This window comes from Salinibius halmophilus, from assembly GCF_003577475.1.
GTDB classification, from domain to species: Bacteria; Pseudomonadota; Gammaproteobacteria; order Pseudomonadales; family Natronospirillaceae; genus Salinibius; species Salinibius halmophilus.
Genome location: NZ_QPEP01000004.1, coordinates 22,057 through 46,955, shown reverse-complemented (window position 1 = coordinate 46,955; position 24,899 = coordinate 22,057). Strand labels below are relative to the sequence as shown.

24 protein-coding genes are annotated in these 24,899 nt (G+C 49.9%); 7 read left to right on the top strand and 17 right to left on the bottom strand.

The features are described from left to right. Nucleotides 1-20: 20 nt before the first annotated feature. The 7 genes from DUW71_RS05195 to DUW71_RS05165 form a co-directional block, all read right to left on the bottom strand. A complete protein-coding gene (locus DUW71_RS05195; RefSeq protein WP_119394193.1) occupies nt 21-1,238 on the bottom strand; it encodes an EAL and HDOD domain-containing protein in 1,218 nt (405 codons plus the stop codon). Nucleotides 1,239-1,438: 200 nt separating this feature from the next. Continuing rightward, nucleotides 1,439-1,921, bottom strand: a complete 483-nt coding sequence (gene greB / locus DUW71_RS05190) for a transcription elongation factor GreB (RefSeq protein WP_119394192.1) — start codon at nt 1,919-1,921, stop codon at nt 1,439-1,441. Beyond that, the gene (mnmC, locus tag DUW71_RS05185) at nt 1,921-3,831 is read right to left on the bottom strand and encodes a bifunctional tRNA (5-methylaminomethyl-2-thiouridine)(34)-methyltransferase MnmD/FAD-dependent 5-carboxymethylaminomethyl-2-thiouridine(34) oxidoreductase MnmC (RefSeq protein ID WP_119394191.1); all 1,911 of its coding nucleotides are present in this window, start codon (nt 3,829-3,831) and stop codon (nt 1,921-1,923) included. Before mnmC ends, greB begins: the two co-directional genes overlap by 1 nt. A 16-nt stretch (nt 3,832-3,847) precedes the next feature. Then, complete coding sequence (locus DUW71_RS05180; protein WP_119394190.1) at nt 3,848-4,405, bottom strand: peptidylprolyl isomerase; 558 nt, start codon at nt 4,403-4,405, stop codon at nt 3,848-3,850. After that, nucleotides 4,402-4,746, bottom strand: coding sequence for a hypothetical protein (locus DUW71_RS05175; RefSeq protein ID WP_119394189.1), 345 nt, complete (start codon nt 4,744-4,746; stop codon nt 4,402-4,404). Before DUW71_RS05175 ends, DUW71_RS05180 begins: the two co-directional genes overlap by 4 nt. A gap of 3 nt (nt 4,747-4,749) precedes the next feature. Beyond that, nucleotides 4,750-5,415: a TIGR04211 family SH3 domain-containing protein gene (locus DUW71_RS05170; RefSeq protein WP_119394188.1), complete on the bottom strand. Its 666-nt coding sequence runs from the start codon at nt 5,413-5,415 to the stop codon at nt 4,750-4,752. Continuing rightward, on the bottom strand, nt 5,412-5,711 hold the full coding sequence (locus DUW71_RS05165; protein ID WP_119394433.1) for a YciI family protein: 300 nt from the start codon (nt 5,709-5,711) through the stop codon (nt 5,412-5,414). The genes DUW71_RS05170 and DUW71_RS05165 overlap by 4 nt, the downstream gene beginning before the upstream one ends. Nucleotides 5,712-5,936: 225 nt before the next feature. On the opposite strand from DUW71_RS05165, the gene DUW71_RS05160 reads away from it, so the two are divergent. From DUW71_RS05160 to rluB, 5 genes are read left to right on the top strand one after another with little or no spacing between them, the layout of a single operon-like run. Next, nucleotides 5,937-6,791 carry a PHP domain-containing protein gene (locus tag DUW71_RS05160; RefSeq protein WP_158583882.1) on the top strand — a complete coding sequence of 285 codons (855 nt, stop codon included), beginning with the start codon at nt 5,937-5,939 and terminating at the stop codon, nt 6,789-6,791. Continuing rightward, nucleotides 6,788-7,408, top strand: coding sequence for an L-threonylcarbamoyladenylate synthase (locus DUW71_RS05155; protein ID WP_119394186.1), 621 nt, complete (start codon nt 6,788-6,790; stop codon nt 7,406-7,408). The genes DUW71_RS05160 and DUW71_RS05155 overlap by 4 nt, the downstream gene beginning before the upstream one ends. A 5-nt stretch (nt 7,409-7,413) precedes the next feature. After that, nucleotides 7,414-8,205 (top strand): segregation and condensation protein A, encoded by a 792-nt coding sequence (locus DUW71_RS05150; protein WP_119394185.1) that lies wholly within the window; start codon nt 7,414-7,416, stop codon nt 8,203-8,205. Beyond that, nucleotides 8,183-9,019, top strand: coding sequence for an SMC-Scp complex subunit ScpB (scpB, locus tag DUW71_RS05145; RefSeq protein WP_119394184.1), 837 nt, complete (start codon nt 8,183-8,185; stop codon nt 9,017-9,019). The genes DUW71_RS05150 and scpB overlap by 23 nt, the downstream gene beginning before the upstream one ends. After that, nucleotides 9,006-9,839: a 23S rRNA pseudouridine(2605) synthase RluB gene (gene rluB / locus DUW71_RS05140; protein WP_119394183.1), complete on the top strand. Its 834-nt coding sequence runs from the start codon at nt 9,006-9,008 to the stop codon at nt 9,837-9,839. Before scpB ends, rluB begins: the two co-directional genes overlap by 14 nt. A 20-nt stretch (nt 9,840-9,859) precedes the next feature. On the opposite strand, the gene DUW71_RS05135 is transcribed toward rluB, so the two are convergent. The 5 genes from DUW71_RS05135 to DUW71_RS05115 all read right to left on the bottom strand — a co-directional run bounded on the left by DUW71_RS05135 (nt 9,860) and on the right by DUW71_RS05115 (nt 14,367). Continuing rightward, the gene (locus tag DUW71_RS05135; protein WP_119394182.1) at nt 9,860-10,780 is read right to left on the bottom strand and encodes a GGDEF domain-containing protein; all 921 of its coding nucleotides are present in this window, start codon (nt 10,778-10,780) and stop codon (nt 9,860-9,862) included. A 141-nt stretch (nt 10,781-10,921) separates the two neighbouring features. Beyond that, a complete protein-coding gene (locus DUW71_RS05130) occupies nt 10,922-11,692 on the bottom strand; it encodes a YciK family oxidoreductase (protein ID WP_119394181.1) in 771 nt (256 codons plus the stop codon). Further along, a complete protein-coding gene (locus DUW71_RS05125; RefSeq protein ID WP_119394180.1) occupies nt 11,676-12,353 on the bottom strand; it encodes an HAD family hydrolase in 678 nt (225 codons plus the stop codon). Before DUW71_RS05125 ends, DUW71_RS05130 begins: the two co-directional genes overlap by 17 nt. Continuing rightward, the gene (gene ubiG / locus DUW71_RS05120; protein WP_119394179.1) at nt 12,353-13,051 is read right to left on the bottom strand and encodes a bifunctional 2-polyprenyl-6-hydroxyphenol methylase/3-demethylubiquinol 3-O-methyltransferase UbiG; all 699 of its coding nucleotides are present in this window, start codon (nt 13,049-13,051) and stop codon (nt 12,353-12,355) included. Before ubiG ends, DUW71_RS05125 begins: the two co-directional genes overlap by 1 nt. 2 nt (nt 13,052-13,053) lie before the next feature. Then, nucleotides 13,054-14,367, bottom strand: coding sequence for a TRZ/ATZ family hydrolase (locus DUW71_RS05115; RefSeq protein ID WP_119394178.1), 1,314 nt, complete (start codon nt 14,365-14,367; stop codon nt 13,054-13,056). 133 nt (nt 14,368-14,500) lie between these two features. On the opposite strand from DUW71_RS05115, the gene mtnA reads away from it, so the two are divergent. Both mtnA and DUW71_RS05105 read left to right on the top strand, forming a co-directional pair. Further along, nucleotides 14,501-15,511: an S-methyl-5-thioribose-1-phosphate isomerase gene (mtnA, locus tag DUW71_RS05110; RefSeq protein WP_119394177.1), complete on the top strand. Its 1,011-nt coding sequence runs from the start codon at nt 14,501-14,503 to the stop codon at nt 15,509-15,511. 67 nt (nt 15,512-15,578) lie between these two features. Further along, nucleotides 15,579-16,664 carry a diguanylate cyclase gene (locus tag DUW71_RS05105; RefSeq protein WP_119394176.1) on the top strand — a complete coding sequence of 362 codons (1,086 nt, stop codon included), beginning with the start codon at nt 15,579-15,581 and terminating at the stop codon, nt 16,662-16,664. Between the two features lie 22 nt (nt 16,665-16,686). Here DUW71_RS05105 and DUW71_RS05100 read toward each other — a convergent pair whose 3' ends face one another. The 5 genes from DUW71_RS05100 to pyk form a co-directional block, all read right to left on the bottom strand. Beyond that, nucleotides 16,687-17,358 (bottom strand): sulfotransferase family protein, encoded by a 672-nt coding sequence (locus DUW71_RS05100; RefSeq protein WP_119394175.1) that lies wholly within the window; start codon nt 17,356-17,358, stop codon nt 16,687-16,689. Between the two features lie 136 nt (nt 17,359-17,494). Beyond that, a complete protein-coding gene (locus DUW71_RS05095) occupies nt 17,495-18,685 on the bottom strand; it encodes a methyl-accepting chemotaxis protein (protein WP_119394174.1) in 1,191 nt (396 codons plus the stop codon). Nucleotides 18,686-18,762: 77 nt separating this feature from the next. Then, on the bottom strand, nt 18,763-20,628 hold the full coding sequence (gene aceF, locus DUW71_RS05090) for a pyruvate dehydrogenase complex dihydrolipoyllysine-residue acetyltransferase (protein ID WP_119394173.1): 1,866 nt from the start codon (nt 20,626-20,628) through the stop codon (nt 18,763-18,765). Between the two features lie 40 nt (nt 20,629-20,668). Further along, nucleotides 20,669-23,329 carry a pyruvate dehydrogenase (acetyl-transferring), homodimeric type gene (gene aceE, locus DUW71_RS05085; protein WP_119394172.1) on the bottom strand — a complete coding sequence of 887 codons (2,661 nt, stop codon included), beginning with the start codon at nt 23,327-23,329 and terminating at the stop codon, nt 20,669-20,671. Between the two features lie 96 nt (nt 23,330-23,425). Next, a complete protein-coding gene (gene pyk / locus DUW71_RS05080; protein WP_119394171.1) occupies nt 23,426-24,856 on the bottom strand; it encodes a pyruvate kinase in 1,431 nt (476 codons plus the stop codon). Nucleotides 24,857-24,899: the final 43 nt, after the last annotated feature.

Below are 24,899 nucleotides of genomic sequence, written 5' to 3'. Positions count from 1 at the left end.
AGAGGAGTTATGCATTGTATTCATGACAGCGCACGAATACAGGCATCGGCTTTTTTAACTGCTTCGATGTACATTTCTGCTAGCTCACTGCGATCAATTCCACTTGAGGTAAGTAGGTTCCAATCCATGTCTTCTTCAACTAGCCGCTCGTTGGCGATGGCAATGGTTAACATGCTACCCAATAAACCAGAACGATCTTTCAGGGCCAGTTTAATGCGCTCGATGATTTGCAAAGAAGCAATCATCACGTCAGCGCGCTCACCCAGGCTCTGCTGTAAAGCCGACAGTACCGCAGTGGTAAATGCTTGGGCGGCTAAATCTGGCTGCAAACGTTGTGCGAGCGCCTCCATAAAGTGTGCCCGTGTGAGAGAAATGCTCTGCATTGCTGGGTTGTTTTCATTGAGGCTTACCATTAACAGCATGCTGACCACAGATCGCATGCCGTTGATGCCAAGTATTACCATGGCATGGCGCAATGACTCTATCTCGGTCGCTCGCCGATAATAACTTGAGTTAACCAGCTTGAGTAATTTATAGGTGAGTGTTGCATCCGAGGCAACAATATCCTGTATTTCATCAAAGCCTACTTTGGGATTCGATAAATTCGCCAACAGCTGCAGCGTAACGAGCTTTGAAGGCGATAAGTTCTCACCCGACATGACTTCAGGTTTAGCAAAGTAGTAGCCCTGAAATAACGGAATGCCAAGGTTTCGGCAGAACTCGTACTGTTCGTAGCTTTCAATTTTTTCAGCAATGATTGTAAGGTGCTGATATTTGGTGTTGTGGCAAAAAGCCTGGATCTGATCATTAGTTAGCGCTTGCACATCTAGTTTGATGTACTTTATGTGCGGGATTAATGCCTCGGCTTTGCTTCCTGGTTCAAAATCGTCGAGGGCAAAAACGTAGCCGCTTTGTGATAATGTGGCAATCAGTTGTACAAACTCTTCATCCACATCAATGGTTTCCAGCAGCTCAATGACTAGCTGCCCTTTGAAATGCTCGGGCGGATTAGACAGTAGGGGTTTCGTGTAGTTGATAAATGCCAGTTCATTATTTACGGCACTTTCTAGGTCAAGTTCGGTAAAGGCGTTAAGTAGTACTTCAGTGGTCGCACGATCGCCGTCGAAGCTTTTGCTGTCGTATCCTTCGCCACGAAATAGCAGCTCGTAGCCGACGATTCGCATCGAATCTGTTACGATCGGTTGGCGAGCGAACAGCGCTGCTGGTCGAGCATTCATATTGGTTCCTTACCAAACACGGTTTTTCACACTATGCTTAAATCATAGCCGACATGTACCGAGGCATCTAATGAAATCAGGACAAATTCATGGCGTGGGTGATGTAGCAAAAACGCTGCGCGCATCACTTGCACCGAGTTATCTTGCTGCCGAGCAAGTTGCAACCTCAATGAAAGCTTTGCGCGAGCAGATCGACTCCCTTAATCAAGCGGCCCGTGATAGGAAATCTGCTCAACAAACCAAAGCTTTGCCCCCGTCGGAGTTCTAACTAGGGCTTCATCGTCGACCTGTTTCCCTAGTAGCGCTTTGGCCATGGGGGAGTCGATGCTGATGTAGTTTTTGTCCGGGCGAAACTCATCGCTACCCACAATACGCAAATGCATTATCTCGTCTTGTTCATTAGACAGCCGCACCCAAGCACCAAAAAAAATGCGGCTGGTATCGTCCGGCAGTTGATCCACGACTTTATGTGCCGCAAGGCGCTTGCGCAGAAACCTCACGCGGCGATCAATTTCGCGTAGTCGCTTTTTCCCATAAATGTACTCGGCATTTTCACTACGGTCGCCTTGCAGTGCTGCTTCGTGTACCGACTGGGTAATACGCGGTCGCTCATCGCGCCATAAAAAGTCCAGCTCATCCTGCATGGCTTGATGGCCTTCTGGTGTGATATACGGTGCTGGCATTATTGACCCTTAATGATTCGTTTGTACCAGGTGCGTCCAGGGTGAATGGCGGCTAATAAGTCTTGCCCAACTGGCAGAGGGTCACCACTGATTAAACAGGCAATGACCTCGCCTGCCAAGGCACTAGTAGCCAAGCCTCGCGAGCCATGACCCGTATTGACATATAAACCTGATGCAACCGGTGGCTGTTCGCTAATTGGCAAGCGTTGGCGTTGCTTTTGCTTTATCCAGTCAGCGAATCCATCGTTTGGGATTTCACCACAGTATGGCAGGGTATCTGGTGTGGTTGCTCGAACTGACGCGCGACCACCTGTAATGGTGATTGGCCGTTCACCAAAGCGGGCTACTAGCTCGCGGATGTTTTCTTGATGATCCGCATCGCTAACTTCGCTATGGCTGCTACCAAGGTCATAGGTTGCACCAAAGTGCTGTTCATTACTGGCTAGCGCAGGCGTGATGTAACGCTCGCTACATATCACACTATGGCATGCAACCGTGGTTGCGCATCGGCTCACTTGGCCACGAATTGGTTTAATTTGCAGCGCTGGGCAAAACGTTTGAGCTTGCCAGCCATTGCAAAAAACGACCTGGTCAAATTGTTCGCTATGGCCGTTTTCAAAATCTAGCTGCCAAGCATTTTGCTGGCGTTGAATGCTGCTCAGTGTGTGGCCATCTTTGACGGCGATATTTAATGCTTGCATCCAAGCTTTGGGATAGACCCAGGCGCCATCAGCAAAATAGAGGCCCCCGCAATCTAGCGTGGCGCCGGCAATCTGGCTAGCTCGTTGTGCATCAATATGCTCAACCATGCTGCGAGGGTAGAGCGCATGGCCGTTGCTGATGGTTTGCTGGCGCTGTTGATCTTTGTCGTTTAATGGCAGTTGTAATACGCCGCAGCGTTGGTAGTCGTCCTCGGCAAGATCTAGTTGTGCCAGTTGGCGGCTCGCATACTGATAAGCAGTTGCCTGCCATATGGCCAGTGGGCTGGTGGCAATAGAAGGCCTAATATATAACGCGCCTTGGCGATTGCCACTCGCCCCAGCACACAATGCTTGGGCATCAAATACCGTCGTGGATATGCCTTTTTGCGACAGCGCATAAGCGGTTTGAATACCGGCAATGCCGGCACCAATAATAGCCACGCGACCAGGGCGGTTAGTCGTTGGTAGGCTCCAATAATGTTTGCCTTGTTGCGGGCGTAGTGGGCCTTTATTGGCGTTAAACACTGCTTGCGTCATATAACGCTTGCGACCAAAGCCGGGTGCGTGGGTAACTTCGAAGCCCCAGCGCTCTAACCCGCGTCGAACTGGGTTGGCAGAGGTGAAACTAGCCGCTGTTGTGTAGGGCTTAGCTAAGCGTGCCATGTTTTGATACAGGTAGGCTTGCCACATTTGTGGGTTTTTCGCCGGTGCAAAGCCATCTAGATACCAAGCATCTACTGGACTGATTAGGTCGGGTAGGGCGGTTTCGACATCATCGAAACACAAGGTCAGCACTACCTTGCCAAAATGCAGTCGATGCATGCCACGTGCTAGGTGGGGCCATTGTTTAAGCAAGGCCTCGGCAAACGGGGCTAGCGTTGGGAAGTTGCTGAGCGCTTGGCGCAAGTCGTCTTTTTGCAGTGGGTGGCGTTCAATACTCGTGAAATACAGTCGAGCATCTTGATTTGCCAGCTCGCTAAATTGCTGCCAAGTTAATAAAAAATTCAGCCCGGTGCCAAAGCCAGTTTCAACAATGTGAAAACTACCGGTGAGCGCGGCAAACCTTTGGGCTGTGTGATTGCCATCCAAGTAAACGAAGCGGCTTTCGGCTAAGCCGTCATCTTGGGAGAAATAGTGATCATCATAGTCGGCGGCATAGGGGGTGCCGCCAACAAACGAGATATTGGCAGGGGATATTGGCTGACTCATTAGAGATTCTGACGTACTACTCAGCTAAGCGGCGAACAGATTTGATGATCACAGGCTCTACTGGGGTTGGCATGCCGCCTAACTCACGTGCGCGACGGGTTTCTACACTCGCGATGGCGTCCACCACGTCCATGCCCTCTACCACAGTGGCAAACACCGCATAACCTGGACGACTTGCGGAACCATTTAAGTTGCTGTTGTTAACCAGGTTGATGAAAAACTGGCTGTTGGCCGAATTTGGATCGCTTGTACGCGCCATGGATAACGTGCCGCGCTCATTAGCGAGGCCATTGTCGCTTTCGTTTTGAATGCCCGGGTAGGTGGGTGTTATGTAGTTCAGGTTCGCATCATAACCACCGGCTTGGATAACAAAGTTTGGTTCAATGCGGTGAACGACTATACCTTCATAAAAACCATCATCAACGTACTTAAGAAAGTTTTCAACGGTAATGGGCGCTGCTTCTTCATGTAGCGTGATGGTTAGGTCACCCATGCTGGTTTCCATCACAACTTGGGTTTCGCTTGCTGCCCACGCAGCAGTCGTCAATGCAATGGTGGCGATCAATTTTTTCATGTTGTCTCCAAAATGGTCGCAACGCCGGCCAGGCCTGCTTCAAAATGATAACTTGGCAATAATAAGTGTGTTTGATCAAACTGCTGCATTTGCTCGAGTGTGTACGTGGCAGCAATAAATAGCTCCCACTGCACCACTAGGTCATCGGCAACCTGCTGAATGGCCGCCATCTGGCTGTTGGCCACGGCAAATGCCGCTAAATGCTTCGCGAACCGATCGCTCCAGTCGATGATGTGCGCATGGGCATAGTGCGACAAGCTTCCCTTTGTGCCTTCTTGCAACAGCTTGATGAAGCTGTCGACTTCATAGGGAAACTGTATGGTTTCACTTGCCCATGTCATGCGCTATACCCAGGTATCATGACGTTTGCTTTTAGGTCGCACCGATACAACAAACAGTGCGACACAAAGTGCTAATACAACGGCAACGCCAATGATTAACCAGCGCTGGGTGGCGTCTTCATCGCGCAATAACTGGTTTTCGGCTTCTAGTTGTTGCAGTTTTTGCTCAAGCTCGCGGTTGCGCATATTTAGGTCATTATTGCGCTCATTTAAGCTGATCGCGTTCTCTGATAGGCGCTCAACTTCTTCTACCCGTGCAAGGGCTGCATCACGTTCACTGTAGGCGTTTTCGATGTCGGCGCGCAGTTGTGCTACTTGTTCGGCTGTTAAAGGGCCATCCGCTAGGGCTTGCTCTAATTGTGCTTGCAAGGCTTCGTACTCTGCTTGCAGTGCTTCAAGGCGTACCGCAGCGATAGGCTCTTCTTGCAAGTAGAAGTCATTGACCCAAGCAGTTTTGCCTTCAAAAATCACTTCCCGCCAACCCGAATCGGTGTTGCCAGTGGCTTCTAGTGCCGTGCCAGACACAACACCGTTGTGTGCCACACCGTATGACGTACCTGGGCCCTCACGTAAGCGGAGCGTCAATTCATCTTTGATATAAAAGGTTTGAGCCAAGGCGCTGCTTGCAACCACTAACAAGCCTGCGGCTAGGGTAGCAATCTTCTTCATGGTAGAACCTTTTTAAATGGTTTTACGACAACGCTTTGGTATACCCCTGCGGCGACATAAGGGTCTGCATCGGCCCACGCTTGTGCTTGTGCTAATGAATCAAATTGCGCCACCACTAGCGAGCCGGTAAAACCGGCTTCACCCGGGTCTCCACAGTCGGCTGCTGGGTGCGGGCCGGCGATGAGTAGCCGCCCTTCGTTTTTTAATGTGTTTAGGCGCTCGATATGCGCTGGGCGTGCCTGCTGGCGCAGCGGCAAACTGTTGTCAATATCTTGAGAAATAATGGCGTACCACATAAAACCTTCCCTAAAGTCAGCGAAACACTTGCGCTTGGCTAGAATTCTAGCGATCAAGTGATGAATGCTGAGATAAATTTCGTTACCATGATGATACACAATAATGTGCCACATTTTCACTGTCAGTGTTAGTGGCAAGCCACTTAGTCACCTACAGTTAAGCAAATGGGTAGGCTTATTTGCCTCATCTGCCTTGCTATTTCGCATTACGGGCCACTCGAAATCATGTCGCATTACGATTCAAGCTTCGTTGACTTGCACTGTCATAGTTATTACTCAGACGGTCAGCTAAGCCCAAAAGCGCTAGCTTTAGCGATGTCTCAGGCCAACGTACAGCTTTGGTCTTTAACCGATCATGATACCGTGGCTGGGTTGGCAGAGGCCAAACGTGAGAGTGATGCCCTAGGTATAGACTTTTGCACAGGCATAGAATGGTCGACTCAGGTAGGTAAACAACCCATTCACTTATTGGCTTATGACTTTGACCCCCAGCATGAGGCAATTTTGGCACTGCAGGCTCAGCAAACCGCGTCGCGCGAAAAGCGAGCTGAGCTGATTGCTGAGAAGCTAGTGAAGCACGCCAAGCTACCTAACTTGCTGGCCACAGCGAAAGATATTGCCGGTAGTGCAGCCGTCGGTCGCCCTCATTTTGCCCAAGCTATGGTGCAGCAAGGAATTCTCAATGATACCAGAGATGCTTTTAAACGTTGGTTGGGAACAGGCAAAATTGGCGATGTGAAAACGCCTTGGGCGCCAGTGGAGGAGATTATTGCTGGGGTCAAACAAGCCGGGGGTGTGTGCATATTGGCTCACCCTCACAAGTATAAGTTGAGCCTTTCTAAGCTGCGTAAACTCACCGAGCAGCTGGCTGAGTTAGGCTGTGAAGGCATTGAAATGGCTTCGCCGGGCTTTCGTGAGGATTGGGCGGTGAGTTTAGTGCGGACCCTAGATGAACACGCGCTTTGTGTTTCGCGTGGATCTGATTTTCATTTTTTGGGCGGCTGGGCGCGCGTTAATCAGGCCCCCAACGTTCTTCAGCAATGCCGCCCTTGGTGGCAGCAGAGGTATGCAGAATCATGAGTAGATTAGTGTCGATTCACCCAGAAGACCCGCAAGAGCGATTAATCAAACAGGTGGTGGAAGTACTGAGAGCCGGCGGGCTGATTGCTTACCCAACCGACTCGGGCTATGCCTTGGGGTGCTGCTTGGGAGAGCGCAAAGCGGTTGAAAGCATGCGCACAATTCGCCAACTTGATAAAAACCACCATTTCACTTTGGTTTGTCGGGACTTGTCCGAGCTGGCTGTGTTTGCCAAAGTCGACAACGCCATGTTTCGGGTGCTGAAAAACAACGTGCCTGGCGCGTACACCTTCATTTTGCCGGCAACGAGAGAAGTGCCAAGGTTGGTACTGCACCCAAAGAAACGCGAAGTAGGGTTGCGTGTACCTGCTAACAATATTGCCCAGGCGATATTGGCAGAGCTTGGCGAACCGCTGGCAAGTGCGTCATTAATTTTGCCCGGTGAAACCATGCCGATGCTAGAGCCATGGGAAATAAAAGATACCATAGGGCATCAGCTAGACTTGGTGGTTGATGGCGGATTTTGTGGCATGGAGGCAACGACTGTGGTCGATTGCACGGGTGAGGTGCCTGAAATCGTTCGCCATGGTGCAGGGGATCCAACACCTTTTGAGTAACTAGTATGTCAATTGTGATCAATGGGGAGCCGCTCGAGCAGTTACCGCTCGACTTATATATTCCACCACAAGCATTGGAAGTCTTTTTGTCGGCTTTTGAAGGGCCGCTCGACTTATTGCTCTACTTGATCAAAAAACAAAATATCAATGTACTAGAGATTGATGTCTTTGCCATCAGTGAGCAATATAGCCAGTACATACAGATGATGCAGGAACTCAACGTTGAGTTAGCGTCTGACTATCTTGTGATGGCTGCAACATTGGCGGAAGTTAAGTCGCGCATGCTGTTGCCTCGCAACAGTCAAGAAGGAGACGACGAAGAGTCGGACCCTAGGGCCGAGCTCATCCGGCGTTTGCAGGCTTATGAACAAACACGCCAAGCCGCTATCTGGTTGGCTGACCAGCCTCGTGCAGGGATGAACTGGTGGATGGGGCCGCAGCGACCAATCGCTTCTGGACGTGAACTGCGCCCGACTGTCTCGGTCGCGCGGCTACAACAGGCCTACCAATCGCTGCAGCAGCGCCAACAAAACGAGCAAGCCCATGATATTGCCCCAGAACAGTTGTCGACACGTGCGCGCATGAGCCAGATTTTACTGCGCTTGCAGCAGTCACCTGTGCTGGCGTTTGATGAGTTGCTCGACCCGCAAGAGGGTCGTACCGGTTTAGTGGTGACTTTTTTCGCTTTGCTTGAGCTAGCCCGAGAAAAAATGCTCACCATTAACCAATCGCAAGCATTTGAGCCCATTTGGATACAATCGGTTGAGGTTGAAGATGACACCGAAACAAGTCATTGAGGCGGCGTTATTTGCTAGTGGCCAGCCTTTGTCGGTCGCAACACTGCAAGCCTTGTTTGACGATCACGAGCGGCCTAATGTGGCTGACATCACTAGTATCCTTTCGGCAATCGAAGTACAGTTCGCCGATTGTGGTTTTCACCTTGCTCATTCAGCCAATGGCTATTACCTACAAACGAAGCAAAGCCTTGCCCCATGGGTTGGTCGGTTATGGGAAGACCGAGCACCAAGATTGTCGCGCGCCGTATGGGAAACGCTTGCCGTCATTGCCTGGCAGCAGCCCGTTACTCGAGCCACCATTGAAGACGTTCGAGGGGTCACTGTCTCATCAAATGTGATGCGCACCTTGGTTGATTATGGCTGGGTTGTTGTGGTTGGCCATAAGGATGTGCCAGGGCGACCAGCGTTATTTGGTACAACGGATCTATTTTTACAAGAGTTTGGATTAACCAGCCTAGAAGACTTGCCTCCGTTAGTTGAACCAAGTGAGTGGCAAGAAGCTGAAGTAGAAGACCAAGAAGTCATGAGCTTTGCTAAGTTGTTAGCCAAGCATATGGAAAAACAACAAGAAGCACCGAACGATGATGACATCAATCAAGCGATAACTGCCGCTGATGATGTGAATGCCGAGTTTGATGCACTAATGGCCGCCCCGCAAGCACCCGATGAAGTGCATGATGACGTGCAGGTGGCTGAAGATACAACGCCAGTCTTGCTGACCGATGACGAGCAAGAGGCCTTGATTGCCCGCAAGCTTGCTGAGCAGGAAGCACTGCTTGCTAGAAAAAGAGAAGATGAAAATGACGCAGAATAAAGATCGATTGCAAAAATACCTAGCCAATCAGGGCGTGGCTAGTCGGCGTGAAGTAGAACGAATGATTACGGATGGCCGCATTCAAGTTAATGATGAGCCGGTAGAGCTAGGCATGCGGGTCGATGGAACAGAGAAGATTACCATTGATGGGCGGCCACTAAAGCGCCAAGGTGTTAATGCTCGCCGTGTACTCATGTACAACAAACCTGAGGGGGAAGTTTGCTCACAAAACGACCCGGAAGGCCGACCAACTGTTTTTGATCGGTTGCCTAAAGTGAAAGGCCAGCGCTGGATTATGGTTGGCCGTTTGGATTTAAATACCTCTGGGTTGCTATTGTTTACCACAGATGGTGAGTTGGCCAACCGGCTAATGCACCCGTCTTACAATGTCGACCGTGAGTATGCCATTCGTGTGCTCGGGGCGGTGACAGATGAAACCATGACACAGCTTAAAGATGGCGTCATGTTAGAAGATGGTAAAGCCCGCTTTACTGACTTGCAGCGCTACAAAGAAAGTGAAGGCATTAATCAATGGTTTCATGCGGTACTAATGGAAGGGCGCAACCGAGAAGTTCGCCGTATGTGGGAAGCGGTTGGGCATAAAGTTAGCCGGCTTAAGCGTGTTCGCTACGGTACGCAAATGCTCGACTCCGTCAAAGTGGGTACTTGGCGCGAGCTAGAGCAGGCGGAAGTGAACCGGTTGTCTAACTTGGTTGGCTTGGATGTTGTGTCGAATAAAGTGGATGTGAAAACTGATAAAGAAACTAAGCGCAAACAGGCGGCTCAGCAGCACAGAGCCAAGCCTGTTCGACGTAAGTAGGTTCGTTGGCTAGTCACAAACTAGCCAAACTTGGACTGCGTTAGCTGGTCGCATTGAATGCAATTGCGGCCTGCATTCTTCGCGCGGTATAGCGCCTGATCTGCCCGCTGCAATAATGTGGCTGCATCTTGGCCATTGTGTAGTTCAGCGATACCAAAGCTGGCGGTCACCTTGTTACTGTCTGGCAGTACAACTTGCTGAACATCCTTTTGCAGGCGCTCAGCAACAATTCTTGCAAGCTCGGTCGATGTACGCGGTAGCAATACAACGAACTCCTCGCCACCATAGCGATACACCGTATCGGTTTTGCGCAGTGAGTCGGCAATATTATTGGCTACCTCTTGTAGCACTGTATCGCCTCGCTCGTGCCCATAGCGATCATTTATCGCTTTAAAATGGTCAATGTCAGCAATAATTAGCGACAACGGCTGTTTAAAACGCAGTGCACCCGCAATTTCCCGCACCATGGCTTGTTCTAATGCGCCTCTATTGCCAATGCCAGTAAGTGGATCGGTTAACGAAATACGCACAGCTTGGCGATAGGCTAGGGCGTTGCGAAGCGGCCAAACGACTCGCTCAAGCGTATTCTCAAGCAGCGTGAGCGTTGCTTCGTCCCAGCGCTTTGAGCGCGTGAAGGCTAGGTCGCCATAGTAGTCGCCTTTACTTGTGAGCTGATACTGAACCCTGTGGCGGGTATTATTGCCGGTAAATAGTCGCACCCCCTCAGGCTCGTGCTTATAGGTAATGCCACTTAACTGCAGCGGTGCGCGCAGTGTATCGAACAACAGTTCAATTTGTCGCTCAATATCAAGGGATGTTTGCATCACTTCCAGAACGCTATGACGCAGGCGCTCCGTGCTGATGTCGGCACTATGTTGGTGAACGGCAGGTGAGTTGCTGATCACCTTTAGATGGGTCGATGAAATGTTGCTGCTGTCCATGACGCCTACTCTCGCTAAGACAATTTAATTACTTATCAGCAAAAGCTATGCCAGTTTGAAAAAAGCGATGAAGACCGCTTATAGTGCGAGGTGAGGCACGATAGACTAGCCGCACAACGGCTAGCCTATAGGAGCGTGGTGCTATTTTGACGCGGTTTTTGGGGTCTGTGCGTCAATTGATTGACCGTGAAGCGCAGAACCTTCTGGGCCTAGTAGATACAAGTAGGTCGGCATGATATCACTTGCCGGCGTAACACTCTCGGGGTGCTCTCCAGGCATAGCCTGTGCGCGCATATTGGTGCGCGTAGCACCAGGGTTAACAGCATGCACTGCAATGTTGGTAACGCGATCTAGTTCCGCAGCAAAAATTTGCATCATGGATTCGGTGGCAAACTTTGAGATCGAATAGGCCCCCCAGAAGGCACGACCTTGCCGCCCAACGCTTGAAGAGGTAAAGAGTAACCGCCCAGCAGTCGATTCATTCAGCAGTGGCAATAGTGCTTGGGTTAATACCAGTGGCGCTTTGCAGTTGATCTGCATAACTTGATCGTATGCCGACAAGTTATATTGCTCCAACGGCGTTTTTTGCCCGAGCACACTTGCATTGTGAACAAGAATATCTAGTTGACCTAGCTGCTCATGAATGGCTTCGGCAATGCCTTTCGCTTGCGCTTCATCGAGCTCATTTAGATCGCACGGAAAAATGGCCGGTTCCGGATAGCCGTTACCGACGATCTCATCATAAACCGCTTCTAGTTTGCTTTGTGTTCGCCCTAGTAAAATCACTGTGGCCCCTAGGCGTGCTAGTTGTATCGACAGCTCAGCACCGATACCCGCACCGGCACCAGTGACGAGCGCAACTTTTTGGGCGAAGAGTTGGTCTGGGGCTTGATAATTATGCCAAGGTTGCATTGTGCGCTTGCTCCGCGAATATTTTGATTAAGTCTGTTGGTTGGCGTGCAATCCAGTTGGCTTGCCATAACTCTGGTGCATCGCTGGGCGGGTAAAATCCCCAAGCACATGCGATGGCGCGGCTGCCAGCATTATGAGCAGCTTGCACGTCTTTGCGATGATCGCCAACATAAATGATTTGTTCTGGCGTTAGTGCCAAGGCGCGACAGGCTAGGCGAATGCCTTCTGGGTCTGGCTTTACCTGTTGCACGTGATCTGGGCAGATGGTGACGTGCGAGCGAGCTTGCCAGTTCAAAAATTCCAGTGTTGGTGTGGTTAGCATTTCTGGCTTGTTCGTAACGATACCCCAAGGGATGTCACGTTGATCAAGCCATGCGAGCACCTGCTCAATACCCGCATAGGCTTGCACACTCGTAGTCACATGTTTGGCCAAATAGTGCTCGAGGAAGCGTTGGCGCAACTGGGTTACTTGCTCGCTGTCGGGTGTGGTAGCGAAGTAGTCCGCTAACAGGCCGCGGGCACCACCGGATAAGCGATGACTAACCCAAGTAAGATCCACCGGTGGCAGCGATAACTCGCTTAGTACGTCATTGACGGCATTACAAAAGCCGGCACTGCTGTCGATCAATGTGCCATCAAGGTCAAATAGAACGCCACGCATTAACCCGGTTTCCTTGCTGCCATCAGGTAGTTGACGTCAACATCGTGGTTCACTAGCTTGTACTGCTTGGTAATTGGGTTGTAGGTCATGCCGAGTGTTTCGCCAACCAGTAAATCTGCTTGTCGAACTGCTGCCGCCAGTTCCGCTGGTTTGATAAACTTCTGCCAGTCATGGGTGCCACGCGGTAATAACTTGAGCACGTATTCAGCGCCTAAAATGGCAAATGCATAACTTTTAGGGTTGCGATTAATGGTGGAGAAAAATAAATAGCCACCTGGTTTGCACAATTTGGCACAAGCGCTGATGACGGATGCTGGATCGGGCACATGCTCTAGCATTTCCATGCAGGTGACGACATCAAACGACTCCGGCTGTTCTTCTGCTAAGGTTTCCACCGGCTGCTGAATGTAATCAATCTCTAGTTGTGACTCCAAGGCATGTAAACGCGCCACGGCGAGTGGTTTCTCGCCCATATCTAAACCGGTTACCATGGCGCCACGCTGTGCCATCGCTTCCGAGAGAATGCCGCCGCCGCAGCCTACATCTAATAAGGTTTTTCCTGCTACTTGCGCGTGACTATCAATCCAGTTTGCGCGCAATGGATTGATGGCGTGCAAGGGCGCAAACTCACTGTCTGGATCCCACCAGCGCGCCGCAAGGTCTTCAAACTTTTTCACTTCAGCCTGATCAACGTTCATGTTTACTCCTTGATTTTGCTGCGCCAAGTACTGGCTTTGGCAATCATTTCTTGGCGATCAATGGTCAGTAGTTCGCGATGTTTAACGACTTGCTCACCACCAATCCAAACGTGTTCTACTTGCTGGCGACTGGTTGCGTAGACGATATGTGAAACTGGGTCGTAAATTGGCGCCGACTCGATATCAGACAGGTCAATGGCAGCAAAATCAGCGAGCTTGCCGGCTTCTAGTGACCCTAGTTCATGATGGCGGTTCATCGCTTTTGCGCCATTGATGGTGGCAACCGCCAAGGCTTCGTAAGCTGGCAGAGCTTCGGCATTCATTGCAACGGCTTTTGCTAGTTGGGCGGCAGTGCGCATTTCACCCAACATATCTAAATCGTTGTTCGAGGCAGCACCGTCGGTGCCTAGTGCCACATTGACGCCGGATTTTTGTAGGGCATCAACTGGACAAAAGCCTGATGCAAGCTTTAGGTTTGATTCGGGGTTGTGAATAATATGGGTACCTGTCTCGGCACACATACGAATATCATCGTCGTTCAGGGCTGTCATGTGTACCGCTTGAAAGTGTGGCCCAAGTAAGCCAAGTCTGTGCAAGCGTGCCACAGGTCGTTCACCATTAGCTTTGACAGCGTCGTCCACTTCGCCTTGGGTTTCGTGGACGTGCATCTGAATGCCAACACCATGTTCTTCTGCAAGCGCTTTAATTTTCAGCAGTGGCTCATCGCTCACTGTGTAAGGCGCGTGCGGGCCATAAATTACACGCACTTGATCATGTTCGCGGTAGCTTTTTACTAGCTCAGTCCCTTTTGCTAAGGCGTCATCTGGCCCACTTGCCCAGTTGTTGGGAAAGTCGAGCACAGCAAAGTTCAACTGTGCACGCATTTTGGTTGGCAAGATGGCGCGAATGGCGTCTTCAGGAAAGAAATAGTTATCACTGTAGGTCGTGGTACCGCTGCGCAACATTTCAGCAATGGCAATTTGAGTGCCATCATGAACAAATTCGCTGCTTACCCATTTGCCTTCGGCTGGCCAAATGTGATCGTTTAACCAAGTCATCAGCGGCAGGTCGTCGGCCATACCTCGAAACAAAGTCATGGCAGCATGGCCGTGAGTGTTGATGAGGCCCGGTATAAGCGCTCGCCCTGCCAGGTCTAGTTCCTCTTTGGCTTGATAGGCCAGATTCGCTTCTTTTGATGGCAGTGTGGCAACAACCTTGCCTTGATCCACCACGAGTGCGTGGTCTGCCAGAACATCTCGTGCTTGGTTAACCGGGATGATCCAGCTTGCATGAACAATGAGGTCTACAGTTTGCATAAAATTCCTTACGCCATGGACTAATCAAATTCGCGAATGTGTACGCGCTTGATCCATTAAGTGGCTAATTTGCTTCGCATATTCACTATTGGCCTTATAATAACGCGTTATCCATCAATTTGCCTGTTATCCTATGAATCAGTTATCTGCCATCCAGTATCACAATCAGCAACTCAGCCTACTTGACCAGCGCTTGCTACCCAAGCAAGAAAAATGGCTGCAAATTACTAACAGCCAAGCATGTGCGCAAGCGATTAAAGATATGGTTGTGCGAGGCGCGCCTGCCATCGCGATTGCAGCGGGGTTCGCTTTGGCAATGGATGCCAAGAATGGGGCAAGTCAAGCGGCGCTACTGTCGGCCTGTGATACATTGGCAGCTTCTAGGCCTACGGCGGTGAACTTGTTTTGGGCCCTGAAAATACTGCGTCCGTTAATTGAATCCTCAGCAAGTGCCACAGATATTGAACGCTGTGCTTGGCAAATTGCCAATGATGACGAAGCAGCTTGTGAAGCCATGGCGCAGTTTGGCGCTGGGTTAATTGCGCCTAACAGTGCCGTAATGACCCATTGCAATACGGGCTCATTGGCCACAGCTGGCTTGGGTACTGCTCTAGGGGTAATAAAACGTGCCCACGAAGATAATAAAATCAGCCGGGTGTTTGCCAATGAGACGCGCCCGTGGATGCAAGGTGCACGGCTAACAGCCTGGGAGCTAAATAAAGCAGGTGTGCCAGTGTCGCTCAATGCCGATAGTGCCGCGGCGCTATTGATAAAAAAGCATCACATTCAATGGTTTATTGTTGGCGCTGACCGCATTGCTGCCAACGGTGATGTTGCCAACAAAGTGGGTACATTCGCTGTTGCACTACAAGCTAAACAGCTAGGTTGCAAAGTGATGGTGGTTGCTCCGTCGACAACTTTTGATCTAACGCTTAAGTCGGGTGATGACATTGAGATCGAAAGTCGACCAGGCTCAGAGTTTGAGCAGTTTAGCGCTAGTAACACCATTGCACCCGGCGTGAGGATTGAAAACCCAGTGTTTGATGTCACCCCCGCAGAATTAATCGATGTCATCGTCTGCGAGCATGGTGTGATTAAATCGCCAAATGAAGTAGTGATAGCAAAGTGCTTGCTCAATCTTTGACGGGTTACATTTTGTAAAAAAGCTGGTTAAATAGCCTAAAAGGATCAGGTTTCTTTAGGTGGTTGTAGTGGAACGACGTCGCCAACAAACAATGCGCAATACCATAGAATGGTTAGTAGGCCCTGCCAACAAACCGCTGCAACAGCTGCAGCTATCACTAATGGTGATTGCTGCGATATACATGTGGGTGACCGCCTTTTTTAACCTGTATTTTGGTATCGGTTACATATTATTTTCATATGGCATGATGCTGCTGGCGATCGTTACTACGGGGTTCTGGTATTTGGGGCGATGGCGCAACATCTGCTATGTCGCTACGGTGTGTGTGCTTGCTTTGCTTATTGTTATGTTGCTGCCGGCCATTTATCTAGCAAATGGCGGTATTAACGGGCCAGCATTACTTTACGCGTTAGTGGTTATGACTTACTGCTATGGTGTGCTTAAACAAGGCAGCATTGAAAAGATAGTGTTAATGACACTGAGTATCACAATTCCCATTCCACTCATGGTGCTAGAGTATCAACAGCCTAGCGCGGTTTATCTCTACAGTAGTACAAGCGTTAAAATGCTCGACTTGTGGGTCAGTTTTTTTCTTTGTGCCTCGCTTCTTATCAGTATAGTGGCTGGTCATGTACGTCGCTTTAAACAGGAGCTCTATCGAGCCCGGCGATTAACGGTTGAACTTGAGCGCCGCGCCCGCTTAGATGGCCTGACTAATATTTATAATCACAAAGCCATCTTTGAATATGCTCGCGCTATGATGGCTAGGCACACGCCAATGTCGGTGATTATTTTCGATTTGGACTATTTCAAGCAGATTAACGACACCTATGGTCACCCGTTTGGTGATGATGTGTTGGTCGAGTTCAGCCGCGTGTTATCGGAGAGTGGCGCTGGTGAGGTGGGTAGAATTGGCGGCGAGGAGTTCATGCTCATTTGCGAGAATGACTCTTCGGTGGTGTTGGAGCGGGTCTTGTTTACGTTAAAAGCGACTTGGCAACGTGTGGATTTGGAACATCATCCAATTACCTTTAGTGCCGGCGTCGCGGTTCGCAAACCAGCTGACACGCTTGAAACGCTGTGGCAGCGAGCGGATGAGGCATTGTATCTAGCGAAACACAGTGGCCGCAACCAATGGCGGGTTGCGGCGTAAGCACTCACATCGCAAGGTGAGATTAGATCGAGAAAAACTCGTCACGCAAGTCAGTATCAAAGTCTGCGCGCTTATTGCTTTGTGGGAAAGGCTTGTCTGGTACAGGTACGCCTAGGAAGTCACATAGCGGTTGCCAGCCTTCCGATACTTGATAAACCAGTAGGCGGTTTGCCGGTACCTTGCTTTTCACTTCTTCTAGGTGCTTGTTAAATACATCAACAACAAACTGTTGATCTTCAACTCGGTTTTGGAATAAATCTTTAACAATCATCGAGCGGTTCTGTAGACCCATATGAAACACGTTTCGTGCTTTGCTCGAGAATAAATAGTTTTTTAGCATTTTTTTGATCTGATCATCGCGTGGGCGAATCGTCAGAATCGTATCGTATGCACTTTTGTACCAGCTCATTGGGTCTCGGTATGTGAGTACCACTTTAGCGTCTGGGTAGTGCTGTAATAGCTCTTCGTAATAGAGGCAGCCAGGAAAGTCTACGACAGATTGGTAGCCATTGAAGACAGTATCCCAGTCGACAGATTTACCTTTCGAAGCACGCTTCCAGTGTTTTACATGCTGATGATTCTTAAAGGCCTCTACCATGTGGTAGCACTTGTCAAAGCCCACTTCTTCAAGTGCGGTTTTGAGGGACAAGGTGCCGGTTCGGCCAAAACCTGCACCAATAACTTTTATCGACATAAAATCTTCCCTTGGTGATTGTTAGCATCGAGACAATTGAGTCAGCAACTAGCTTGCTATTTCCTTGGTTGCACACATAGGCAACGCTTGCGGTACTTTATCGCGTTTGCCGTGTTTGTGCATCTATGTAACTGAGTTAATTCTTATCACCAGGGAGTTTGAATGCGAAGGTTATGGCGTTGAGTGTAGAGTTTAAGACTTCTAGGGCGTTACTGGATGTTTTGGTTTGTTGTCCAAGGGTACGCAAGGCTTGTGCAGAGGATGTAAGTGTTTCGGTGTCGGCTTTGGCGCGCTCTATTTCGCTTTGCAAATCGTGTTGCACTGAAAGTGCTCGTTGATTTGCCAGCGATAGTTGCTCGGCATTGTTCTGTACCTGCTCAGTTTGGCTGGCAATGCTAGTGATTTGTGTGAGCGTCTCAACGATATTGTTTTGATTGGTCGTGCTTTGTTTTTGGTTGCCTTCAATGCCCGTGCTGATTGAGTGCATAGTGGTATGAATTTGCTCGCTGGCTTGCGCGGCTTTTTGCGCAAGGTCGCGTACTTCATCTGCCACCACTGCAAAGCCTCTACCAGACTCACCAGCTCGTGCCGCTTCAATTGCTGCATTGAGTGCAAGCAGGTTGGTTTGCTCGGCAATATTGCTAATGCTGGTGACCAGCTCGTCTATCTGCTGACTTTGTGCAACCAGTTCACTAGTCGTGCGACTCGATTCGTCTATACCTTCCTGTAATGCGTGTAACTGTTTGCTGGCCAGGTGCTGAGCTTTTTGCGCTTCAGCGATTTGCTCGATTACCTCGCAGAGGAATTGGTCGACGGTATCTGCCTCAGTGCGCAAGTTTGTGCACAGGCTAGTGAGCACCGTCATGCGCGCTTGCATGGTTTCGCTGATATCGGTTTGTTGACTTGTCGTGCTATTTAGCGTTTCAACTTGCTGATCCATTTCATTGCGGGTAGTGAGTAGACGGCTGAGCAGCTTGCGAAACTCTTTTATCATATGAATCAGAGTTGTTTGGCTGTCATGAACACTATTGATGATGTCGCCCACCACATCTTCACTTCGGCTGTCACATGATTGGCTTAAATCTTTTTGCACAATGGCTTTGCTGACTACGGCAATCTTGTCGAGCTCGCGAATGATAACGGCTTTCACTATCCAATAGTTGGCGATGCCAATAAAGGTACCGGCGAGCAAACAGCCACCAGCAAAGAAGCCAAACATGCCCGGTTTCCACTCTACAAAAAACTGAGCATAAACCGGGAACACGGCTCCCATGCCTAGGCCGAATGCTAGAAACGATAACAGGGTCTTTTTTAATATGCTGCGCATAGCAATTTCTCCTTGCTATGGCTAAGTGTAGACATAAAAAAACCGGCGCTTGGCGCCGGTTTTTTTCAACTGCTTGTTTATAGAACCAAGCGGCGAAGATCAGTCAGGGCGTTCTTAATAAACGTTGCAAAACGGGCGCCGTCGGCACCGTTAATCGCGCGGTGGTCGAACGATAGTGACATAGGTAGAACCGTGCGTGGTTCGAACTCTTTGCCATTCCACAATGGTTTGATCTGATTGTTCGATAGGCCAAGAATTGCCACTTCTGGTGCATTCACAATTGGCGTGAATGACGTTGAGCCCAAGCCGCCTAGGCTTGAGATCGTGAAGCAGCCACCTTGCATATCTGCTGCTTTCAGCTGACCTTTACGGCCGCGTGTTGCAACGTCAATGATCTCATCAGCAATCTGCCAAACAGACTTCTTATCCGCATCTTTAATCACAGGTACCACTAGGCCGTTAGGCGTGTCTACCGCGATACCGATGTTGATGTAGTGCTTCTGCACGAACTCAGTGCCGTTCGCTAGTAGCGATACGTTGAACTGAGGGAAGGCTTCAAGTGCTGATGCTGCCGCTTTCACAACAAATGCGAGTGAAGATAGCTTAGAGCCACGCTTCTCTGCTTCTGCTTTTAGTGACTTACGGAAAGCTTCTAGTTCAGTAATGTCAGCTTCTTCATTCAGCGTTACGTGCGGAATGTTCAACCAGTTACGAACCATGTTCTGTGCAGTCAGCTGTTGGATGCGAGACATCTTCTCAACAGACACTTCACCGAACTTGCTGAAGTCTTGATCTGGAATCTCAGGAAGACCAGCACCACCAGATACTTGCTTAGGCTCTTTGAGCTTCTGCTTAACCCAGTTCGCAACGTCTTCTTTCAAAATACGACCACGTGGACCTGTTGGCGTAACAAACGCAAGATCAACACCAAACTCACGCGCTAGCATACGTACTGCAGGGCCTGCATGAACGATCTTGCTTGGACGCGTTAGCTCTTCGTCGTCTGTTGCGTAAGTCGCTGCTTGTGGCTTTTCAACCGCTGCTGGTGCCGCTGGAGCAGGTGCTGCTGGTTTTTCAGCCGCCGGTGCTGCGACTTCAACCGTGCCACCGGCAACTTCAATGTCAGCAATCTTGTCGCCTTGAGAAACCTTATCGCCCTCTGCAACGTGCAGCTTCACGACTTTGCCACCCTTAGGCGCTGGAATCTCCATTGACGCTTTGTCAGATTCAAGCGTGATAAGCGTGTCTTCTTCAGCTACTTCGTCGCCGACCGCGATGGATACCTCGATGACTTCAACACCTTCGGCGCCGTCGATATCTGGTACTTCGATCGTTTCGACGCCACCGGCTGCAGGCGCTGCGGCCTTAGGTGCCTCTGCTGCCGCAGGGGCTGCGCCACCGGCAGTGCGAACTTCAATCAACAATGCACCCTCGTTAACCTTGTCGCCTTCTTTAACTTTTAAAGAGACCACTTCACCAGCTGCCGTCGATGGAATTTCCATCGATGCTTTGTCCGATTCAAGTGTGACGACAGTGTCGTCTTCTGCAATGGTATCGCCGACTGCAACATTGATCTCAATGATCTCAACGTCATCTTCGCTGTCGATGTTTGGTACTTTGACTTCTACCACTTCCGATGCACTAGCTGCTGGCTCTGCGGCTGCAGGTGCTTCGGCTGCTGGTGCTGCTTCTTCAGAGGCGGCACCTTCTACTTCGATGTAAGCGATCTCATCGCCTTCACCAATCTCATCGCCTTCCGCGACCTTGATTGAGGTGATCTTGCCAGCTTTAGGTGCTGGAATGTCCATCGAGGCTTTATCTGACTCAAGTACAATCAGTGTATCGTCTTCTGCTACCGTGTCGCCGGCACTCACCGATACTTCAATAATCGTGACTTTGTCACTTGTACCAATGTCTGGTACGCGAATAATTTCAGTTGCCATGTGTGACTCCTAAGCTGCCCGCCAACAGGCGGGCAGGGCATCAAACGGTTACAGGGTTCGGCTTGTTAATATCCAGGCCGTACTTGTTGATTGCTTCAGCGACGACTTTCGCTTCGATTACGCCGTCATCTGCCAATGACTTAAGGGCGGCAACCGTTACCCAGTAGCGGTTTACTTCGAAGAAGTGGCGCAACTGCTTGCGAGAGTCTGAGCGACCAAAGCCGTCAGTACCCAATACACGGTAGGTTGAAGGAACCCATGCGCGGATCTGGTTGGCATAGTTCTTCATGTAGTCACCAGACGAGATAACAGGGCCTGGACGGCCTTGTAGCTGCTCGGTTACATAAGCAACTTTTTGCTCGCCATCGGCATTTAGCATATTGTGGCGATCTACATCTAGGCCGTCACGCGTTAGCTCGTTGTAGCTGGTTACAGACCAAATGTCTGAATCAACATCCCAGTCCGCTTTCAACAATTCAGCGGCAGCCGTTACTTCATTAAAGATTGAACCTGAGCCCAATAGCTGCACTGCGCGCTTGCTGTCTTTACTGGTGTTGCTTTCGAACAAGTACATACCACGCTTAATGCCTTCCTCAGCGCCTTCCGGCATCGCTGGGTGCGCATAGTTTTCGTTCAGCGTCGTGATGTAGTAATAAACACTCTCGTTCTCTTCTACCATGCGGCGTAGACCGTCTTGTACGATCACAGCTACTTCGTAGCTAAAGGTTGCATCGTAAGTCACGCAGTTTGGAATGGTGCCAGCTTGGATATGGCTGTGACCATCTTGGTGCTGCAGGCCTTCACCGTTTAGAGTTGTACGACCTGATGTGCCACCAATCAAGAAACCACGAGCTTGCATGTCGCCAGCGGCCCATGCTAGGTCGCCAATGCGCTGGAAGCCAAACATTGAGTAGTAGAAGTAGAATGGAATCAACGTGTGGTTGTGGCTGCTGTAAGACGTTGCAGCGGCTAACCATGAGCTGAATGCACCTGCTTCGTTGATACCTTCTTGTAGAATCTGGCCAGATTGGTCTTCTTTGTACCACATCACAGAAGACTTATCTTGTGGGATATATTTCTGACCTTCAGCAGCGTAGATACCGATCTGGCGGAACATGCCTTCCATACCGAAGGTACGCGCTTCGTCTGGCACGATTGGCACGATACGGTCGCCAATTTTCTTATCTTTTGCCAGCGTTGAAATCATGCGCACCAAAGCCATAGTGGTAGAGATCTGGCGGTCACCTGTATCTTTTAGCTGCGCTTTGAAGGCATCTAATGATGGTACTTCTAGCTGTACATCTGCCTCAGTGCGACGTTGCGGCAGGTAGCCACCTAGTGCTAGGCGACGCTTCTTCATGTACTGAATGATGTCTGAGTTTTCGTCTGGGCGGTAGAACGGAATCTCGCCAGCTTCTAACTGTTCATCAGTAATTGGTACACCACAGCGATCACGGAAGGCTTTTAGTGAATCAACATCTAGTTTCTTCAACTGGTGTGTAGAGTTCTGTGCTTCACCAGCGGTGATGCCATAGCCTTTAACTGTGTGAGCAAGAATAACAGTCGGCTTGTCTTGGCTTTCGACAGCATTTTTGTACGCTGCATAAACCTTGTACGCATCGTGACCACCGCGAGCTAGGTGGTAGATCTCGTCGTCAGTCATGTCCTTAACAAGTTCGAGTAGCTCTGGGTACTTGCCAAAGAAGTGTTCACGCGTATAAGCGCCGCCGTGGGCCTTATAGGCTTGCATTTCACCGTCAACTACTTCGTCCATGCGCTTCTGTAGAAGGCCTGACTTATCACGAGCGAACAGCTTGTCCCAACCAGCACCCCAGATTACTTTAACCACGTTCCAACCGGCACCGCGGAATACGCCTTCAAGTTCTTGGATGATCTTGCCGTTACCACGTACCGGGCCGTCTAGACGCTGTAGGTTACAGTTGATCACGAAAGTCAGGTTGTTTAGCTTTTCGCGCGCCGCCAGTGAGATTGCACCCAGTGTTTCTGGCTCGTCACACTCACCATCACCAAGGAAGGCCCAGATACGACGATCACCCATATCAACACCACGGTTGTTTAGGTAGCGCATAACGTGCGCTTGGTAGATCGCTTGAATAGGACCTAGGCCCATAGAAACTGTTGGGAACTGCCAATAGTCAGGCATTAACCAAGGGTGTGGATAAGACGATAGGCCCTTGCCATCTACTTCACGTCGGAAGTTATCCATGTGGTCTTCAGTTAGGCGGCCTTCAACGAATGAACGCGCATAGATACCCGGCGCAATATGGCCTTGGTAATAAATTAGGTCGCCTTCTTTGCCATCATTTGGCGCACGCCAAAAGTGGTTGAAACCAATATCATATAACAGTGCCGATGACTGGAATGATGACATGTGACCACCAAGGTCATCACCACTCTTGTTTGCACGAACAACCATGGCAACCGCGTTCCAGTTGATCACCGCTTGGATGCGACGTTCAAGCTCCAAGTCACCAGGGTAGCGTGGTTGGTCATCCACTGAAATGGTGTTGCGGTATGGGGTGTTGATCGCAAATGGCACATCAGTATCTGATTGGCTAGATACTTCATTAGACAATTGCTTTAACAGGTATTGAGCTCGGTCCGAACCTTCGTGGCGTACCACAGATGCCAAAGCATCGAGCCATTCCTGCGTTTCGATAGGATCGATATCGTGTTCCATAGAGTTTCAACCTCTGACGCGGTTGCGATAAAAACGCGATTGTAAAATTAAAAGCACCAATCATCGATTGATGCTTTCACCAGTTTTAAAAAATGTTTAAAGAATGCTGCCCACACTCAATATTTGCATACCATTCGTGCCTCCATGTACGCCCATAAAATCGCCTTTCGACAAAATAACAAGATCACCGTCGCGAACCGTTCCGCGCTGGCGCAGTACATCTACCGCTAAGTGGTTCACTTGCTGGTTAGGGTGTTTGGTTACATCAAATGGTATGGCTTCTACCCCACGGTAAAGCGAAACACGGCGTGCCGCTTTGGCGTGACGGGTGTATGCAAAAATCGGTAAGCCAGAGCGAATGCGCGACATCCATAACGGCGTCGAGCCGGACTCAGTCAAACAGATAATGGCTTTAACGCCTTTTAAATGGTTGGCAGCATACATAACCGACATGGCAATGGCCTCATCAGTTCGAGTAAATGCTTCATCCATTCTATGCGTTGATGTTTTGGCTGCAGGTTGCTTCTCTGCGCCAATACAAGCGTTATGCATTGCTTGCAGGGTTTCCAATGGAAACTCACCTGTTGCGGTTTCTGCTGAACACATAACGGCGTCGGTGCCATCCAATACAGCATTAGCACAATCAAACACCTCTGCCCTGGTTGGGTAAGGGTTGTGCTGCATGGATGCCATCATTTCAGTTGCGGTCACAACACACTTATTGAGTAAGCGGGCCCGCTGGATAATCAGTTTCTGGTGACCAATCAGTTCGGCATCGCCAACTTCTGTGCTTAAGTCGCGGCGAGACACGATAACGCCATCGGACGCTGCAATGATAGCTTGCAGGGTATCTTCGTTGGCGACCGCCTCGGCTCGTTCGATCTTAGCAAGTACTTGAATATCTGCCGATTGCACAAGTTTTTTTGCCTGTAACACTTCATCTGCATTGGTCACATTGGGTAGTGCGATAAAATCTGCATTCACCGCCACACAGGCTGCAAGTTCCTGCTCTAACTGAGCGGATGGCTTTGAGTAATTTAGGCCACCCCCCATTCGATGCAGGCTTTCGTTACCGTGAATGTATCCTTTCGATGTGACGGTGCAAGCAATCAGGGTTTTGTCGACACGGATAACCGTTAGCCGTATTCGGCCGCGATCTAAAAATAGGGTGTCGTCGATACGAATGTGAGGCAGAATGACATCCAGGTCGCAAGCAAAATGATATGCAGAAGCGCTGTCGTCATCAGTAAGATAAATCGTATCGCCTGCGATCACATCTAGGGTGGGGCGGTTAGGGCTAGCAAGCTGTAAGTGTGCACTGGTGAGTTCAACCCATATGCCAATTGACTTGTGCAGCGACGACGAGATGGCGCGTACTCTCTCGATGTGCGCGGCTAGGCGTTCAGGCGTATTATGTGCAAGATTGAACCGCACAACATTCGTGCCATGCTCAATAAGCTGAGCAAGCATCGACTCATCGCTGGATGCTGGTCCAATCGTTGTAACAATTTTTGTTCTGCGGTGCATTAAATACTCTGATTACCAAAACACCAACCAACGGATGTGGTTG

Coding starts and splice junctions, on each gene's coding strand:
- DUW71_RS05115 (WP_119394178.1), bottom strand. CDS start 14,367: ATGCAAACTGTAGACCTCATTGTTCATGCAAGCTGGATCATCCCGGTT.
- DUW71_RS05100 (WP_119394175.1), bottom strand. CDS start 17,358: ATGTCGATAAAAGTTATTGGTGCAGGTTTTGGCCGAACCGGCACCTTG.
- rluB (WP_119394183.1), top strand. CDS start 9,006: ATGACGCAGAATAAAGATCGATTGCAAAAATACCTAGCCAATCAGGGC.
- scpB (WP_119394184.1), top strand. CDS start 8,183: ATGACACCGAAACAAGTCATTGAGGCGGCGTTATTTGCTAGTGGCCAG.
- pyk (WP_119394171.1), bottom strand. CDS start 24,856: ATGCACCGCAGAACAAAAATTGTTACAACGATTGGACCAGCATCCAGC.
- DUW71_RS05170 (WP_119394188.1), bottom strand. CDS start 5,415: ATGAAGAAGATTGCTACCCTAGCCGCAGGCTTGTTAGTGGTTGCAAGC.
- DUW71_RS05095 (WP_119394174.1), bottom strand. CDS start 18,685: ATGCGCAGCATATTAAAAAAGACCCTGTTATCGTTTCTAGCATTCGGC.
- DUW71_RS05150 (WP_119394185.1), top strand. CDS start 7,414: ATGTCAATTGTGATCAATGGGGAGCCGCTCGAGCAGTTACCGCTCGAC.
- DUW71_RS05165 (WP_119394433.1), bottom strand. CDS start 5,711: ATGTGGTACGCCATTATTTCTCAAGATATTGACAACAGTTTGCCGCTG.
- DUW71_RS05135 (WP_119394182.1), bottom strand. CDS start 10,780: ATGGACAGCAGCAACATTTCATCGACCCATCTAAAGGTGATCAGCAAC.
- DUW71_RS05160 (WP_158583882.1), top strand. CDS start 5,937: ATGTCGCATTACGATTCAAGCTTCGTTGACTTGCACTGTCATAGTTAT.
- aceE (WP_119394172.1), bottom strand. CDS start 23,329: ATGGAACACGATATCGATCCTATCGAAACGCAGGAATGGCTCGATGCT.
- DUW71_RS05125 (WP_119394180.1), bottom strand. CDS start 12,353: ATGCGTGGCGTTCTATTTGACCTTGATGGCACATTGATCGACAGCAGT.
- DUW71_RS05195 (WP_119394193.1), bottom strand. CDS start 1,238: ATGAATGCTCGACCAGCAGCGCTGTTCGCTCGCCAACCGATCGTAACA.
- DUW71_RS05180 (WP_119394190.1), bottom strand. CDS start 4,405: ATGAAAAAATTGATCGCCACCATTGCATTGACGACTGCTGCGTGGGCA.
- aceF (WP_119394173.1), bottom strand. CDS start 20,628: ATGGCAACTGAAATTATTCGCGTACCAGACATTGGTACAAGTGACAAA.
- greB (WP_119394192.1), bottom strand. CDS start 1,921: ATGCCAGCACCGTATATCACACCAGAAGGCCATCAAGCCATGCAGGAT.
- mnmC (WP_119394191.1), bottom strand. CDS start 3,831: ATGAGTCAGCCAATATCCCCTGCCAATATCTCGTTTGTTGGCGGCACC.
- DUW71_RS05130 (WP_119394181.1), bottom strand. CDS start 11,692: ATGCAACCTTGGCATAATTATCAAGCCCCAGACCAACTCTTCGCCCAA.
- DUW71_RS05175 (WP_119394189.1), bottom strand. CDS start 4,746: ATGACATGGGCAAGTGAAACCATACAGTTTCCCTATGAAGTCGACAGC.
- DUW71_RS05155 (WP_119394186.1), top strand. CDS start 6,788: ATGAGTAGATTAGTGTCGATTCACCCAGAAGACCCGCAAGAGCGATTA.
- mtnA (WP_119394177.1), top strand. CDS start 14,501: ATGAATCAGTTATCTGCCATCCAGTATCACAATCAGCAACTCAGCCTA.
- ubiG (WP_119394179.1), bottom strand. CDS start 13,051: ATGAACGTTGATCAGGCTGAAGTGAAAAAGTTTGAAGACCTTGCGGCG.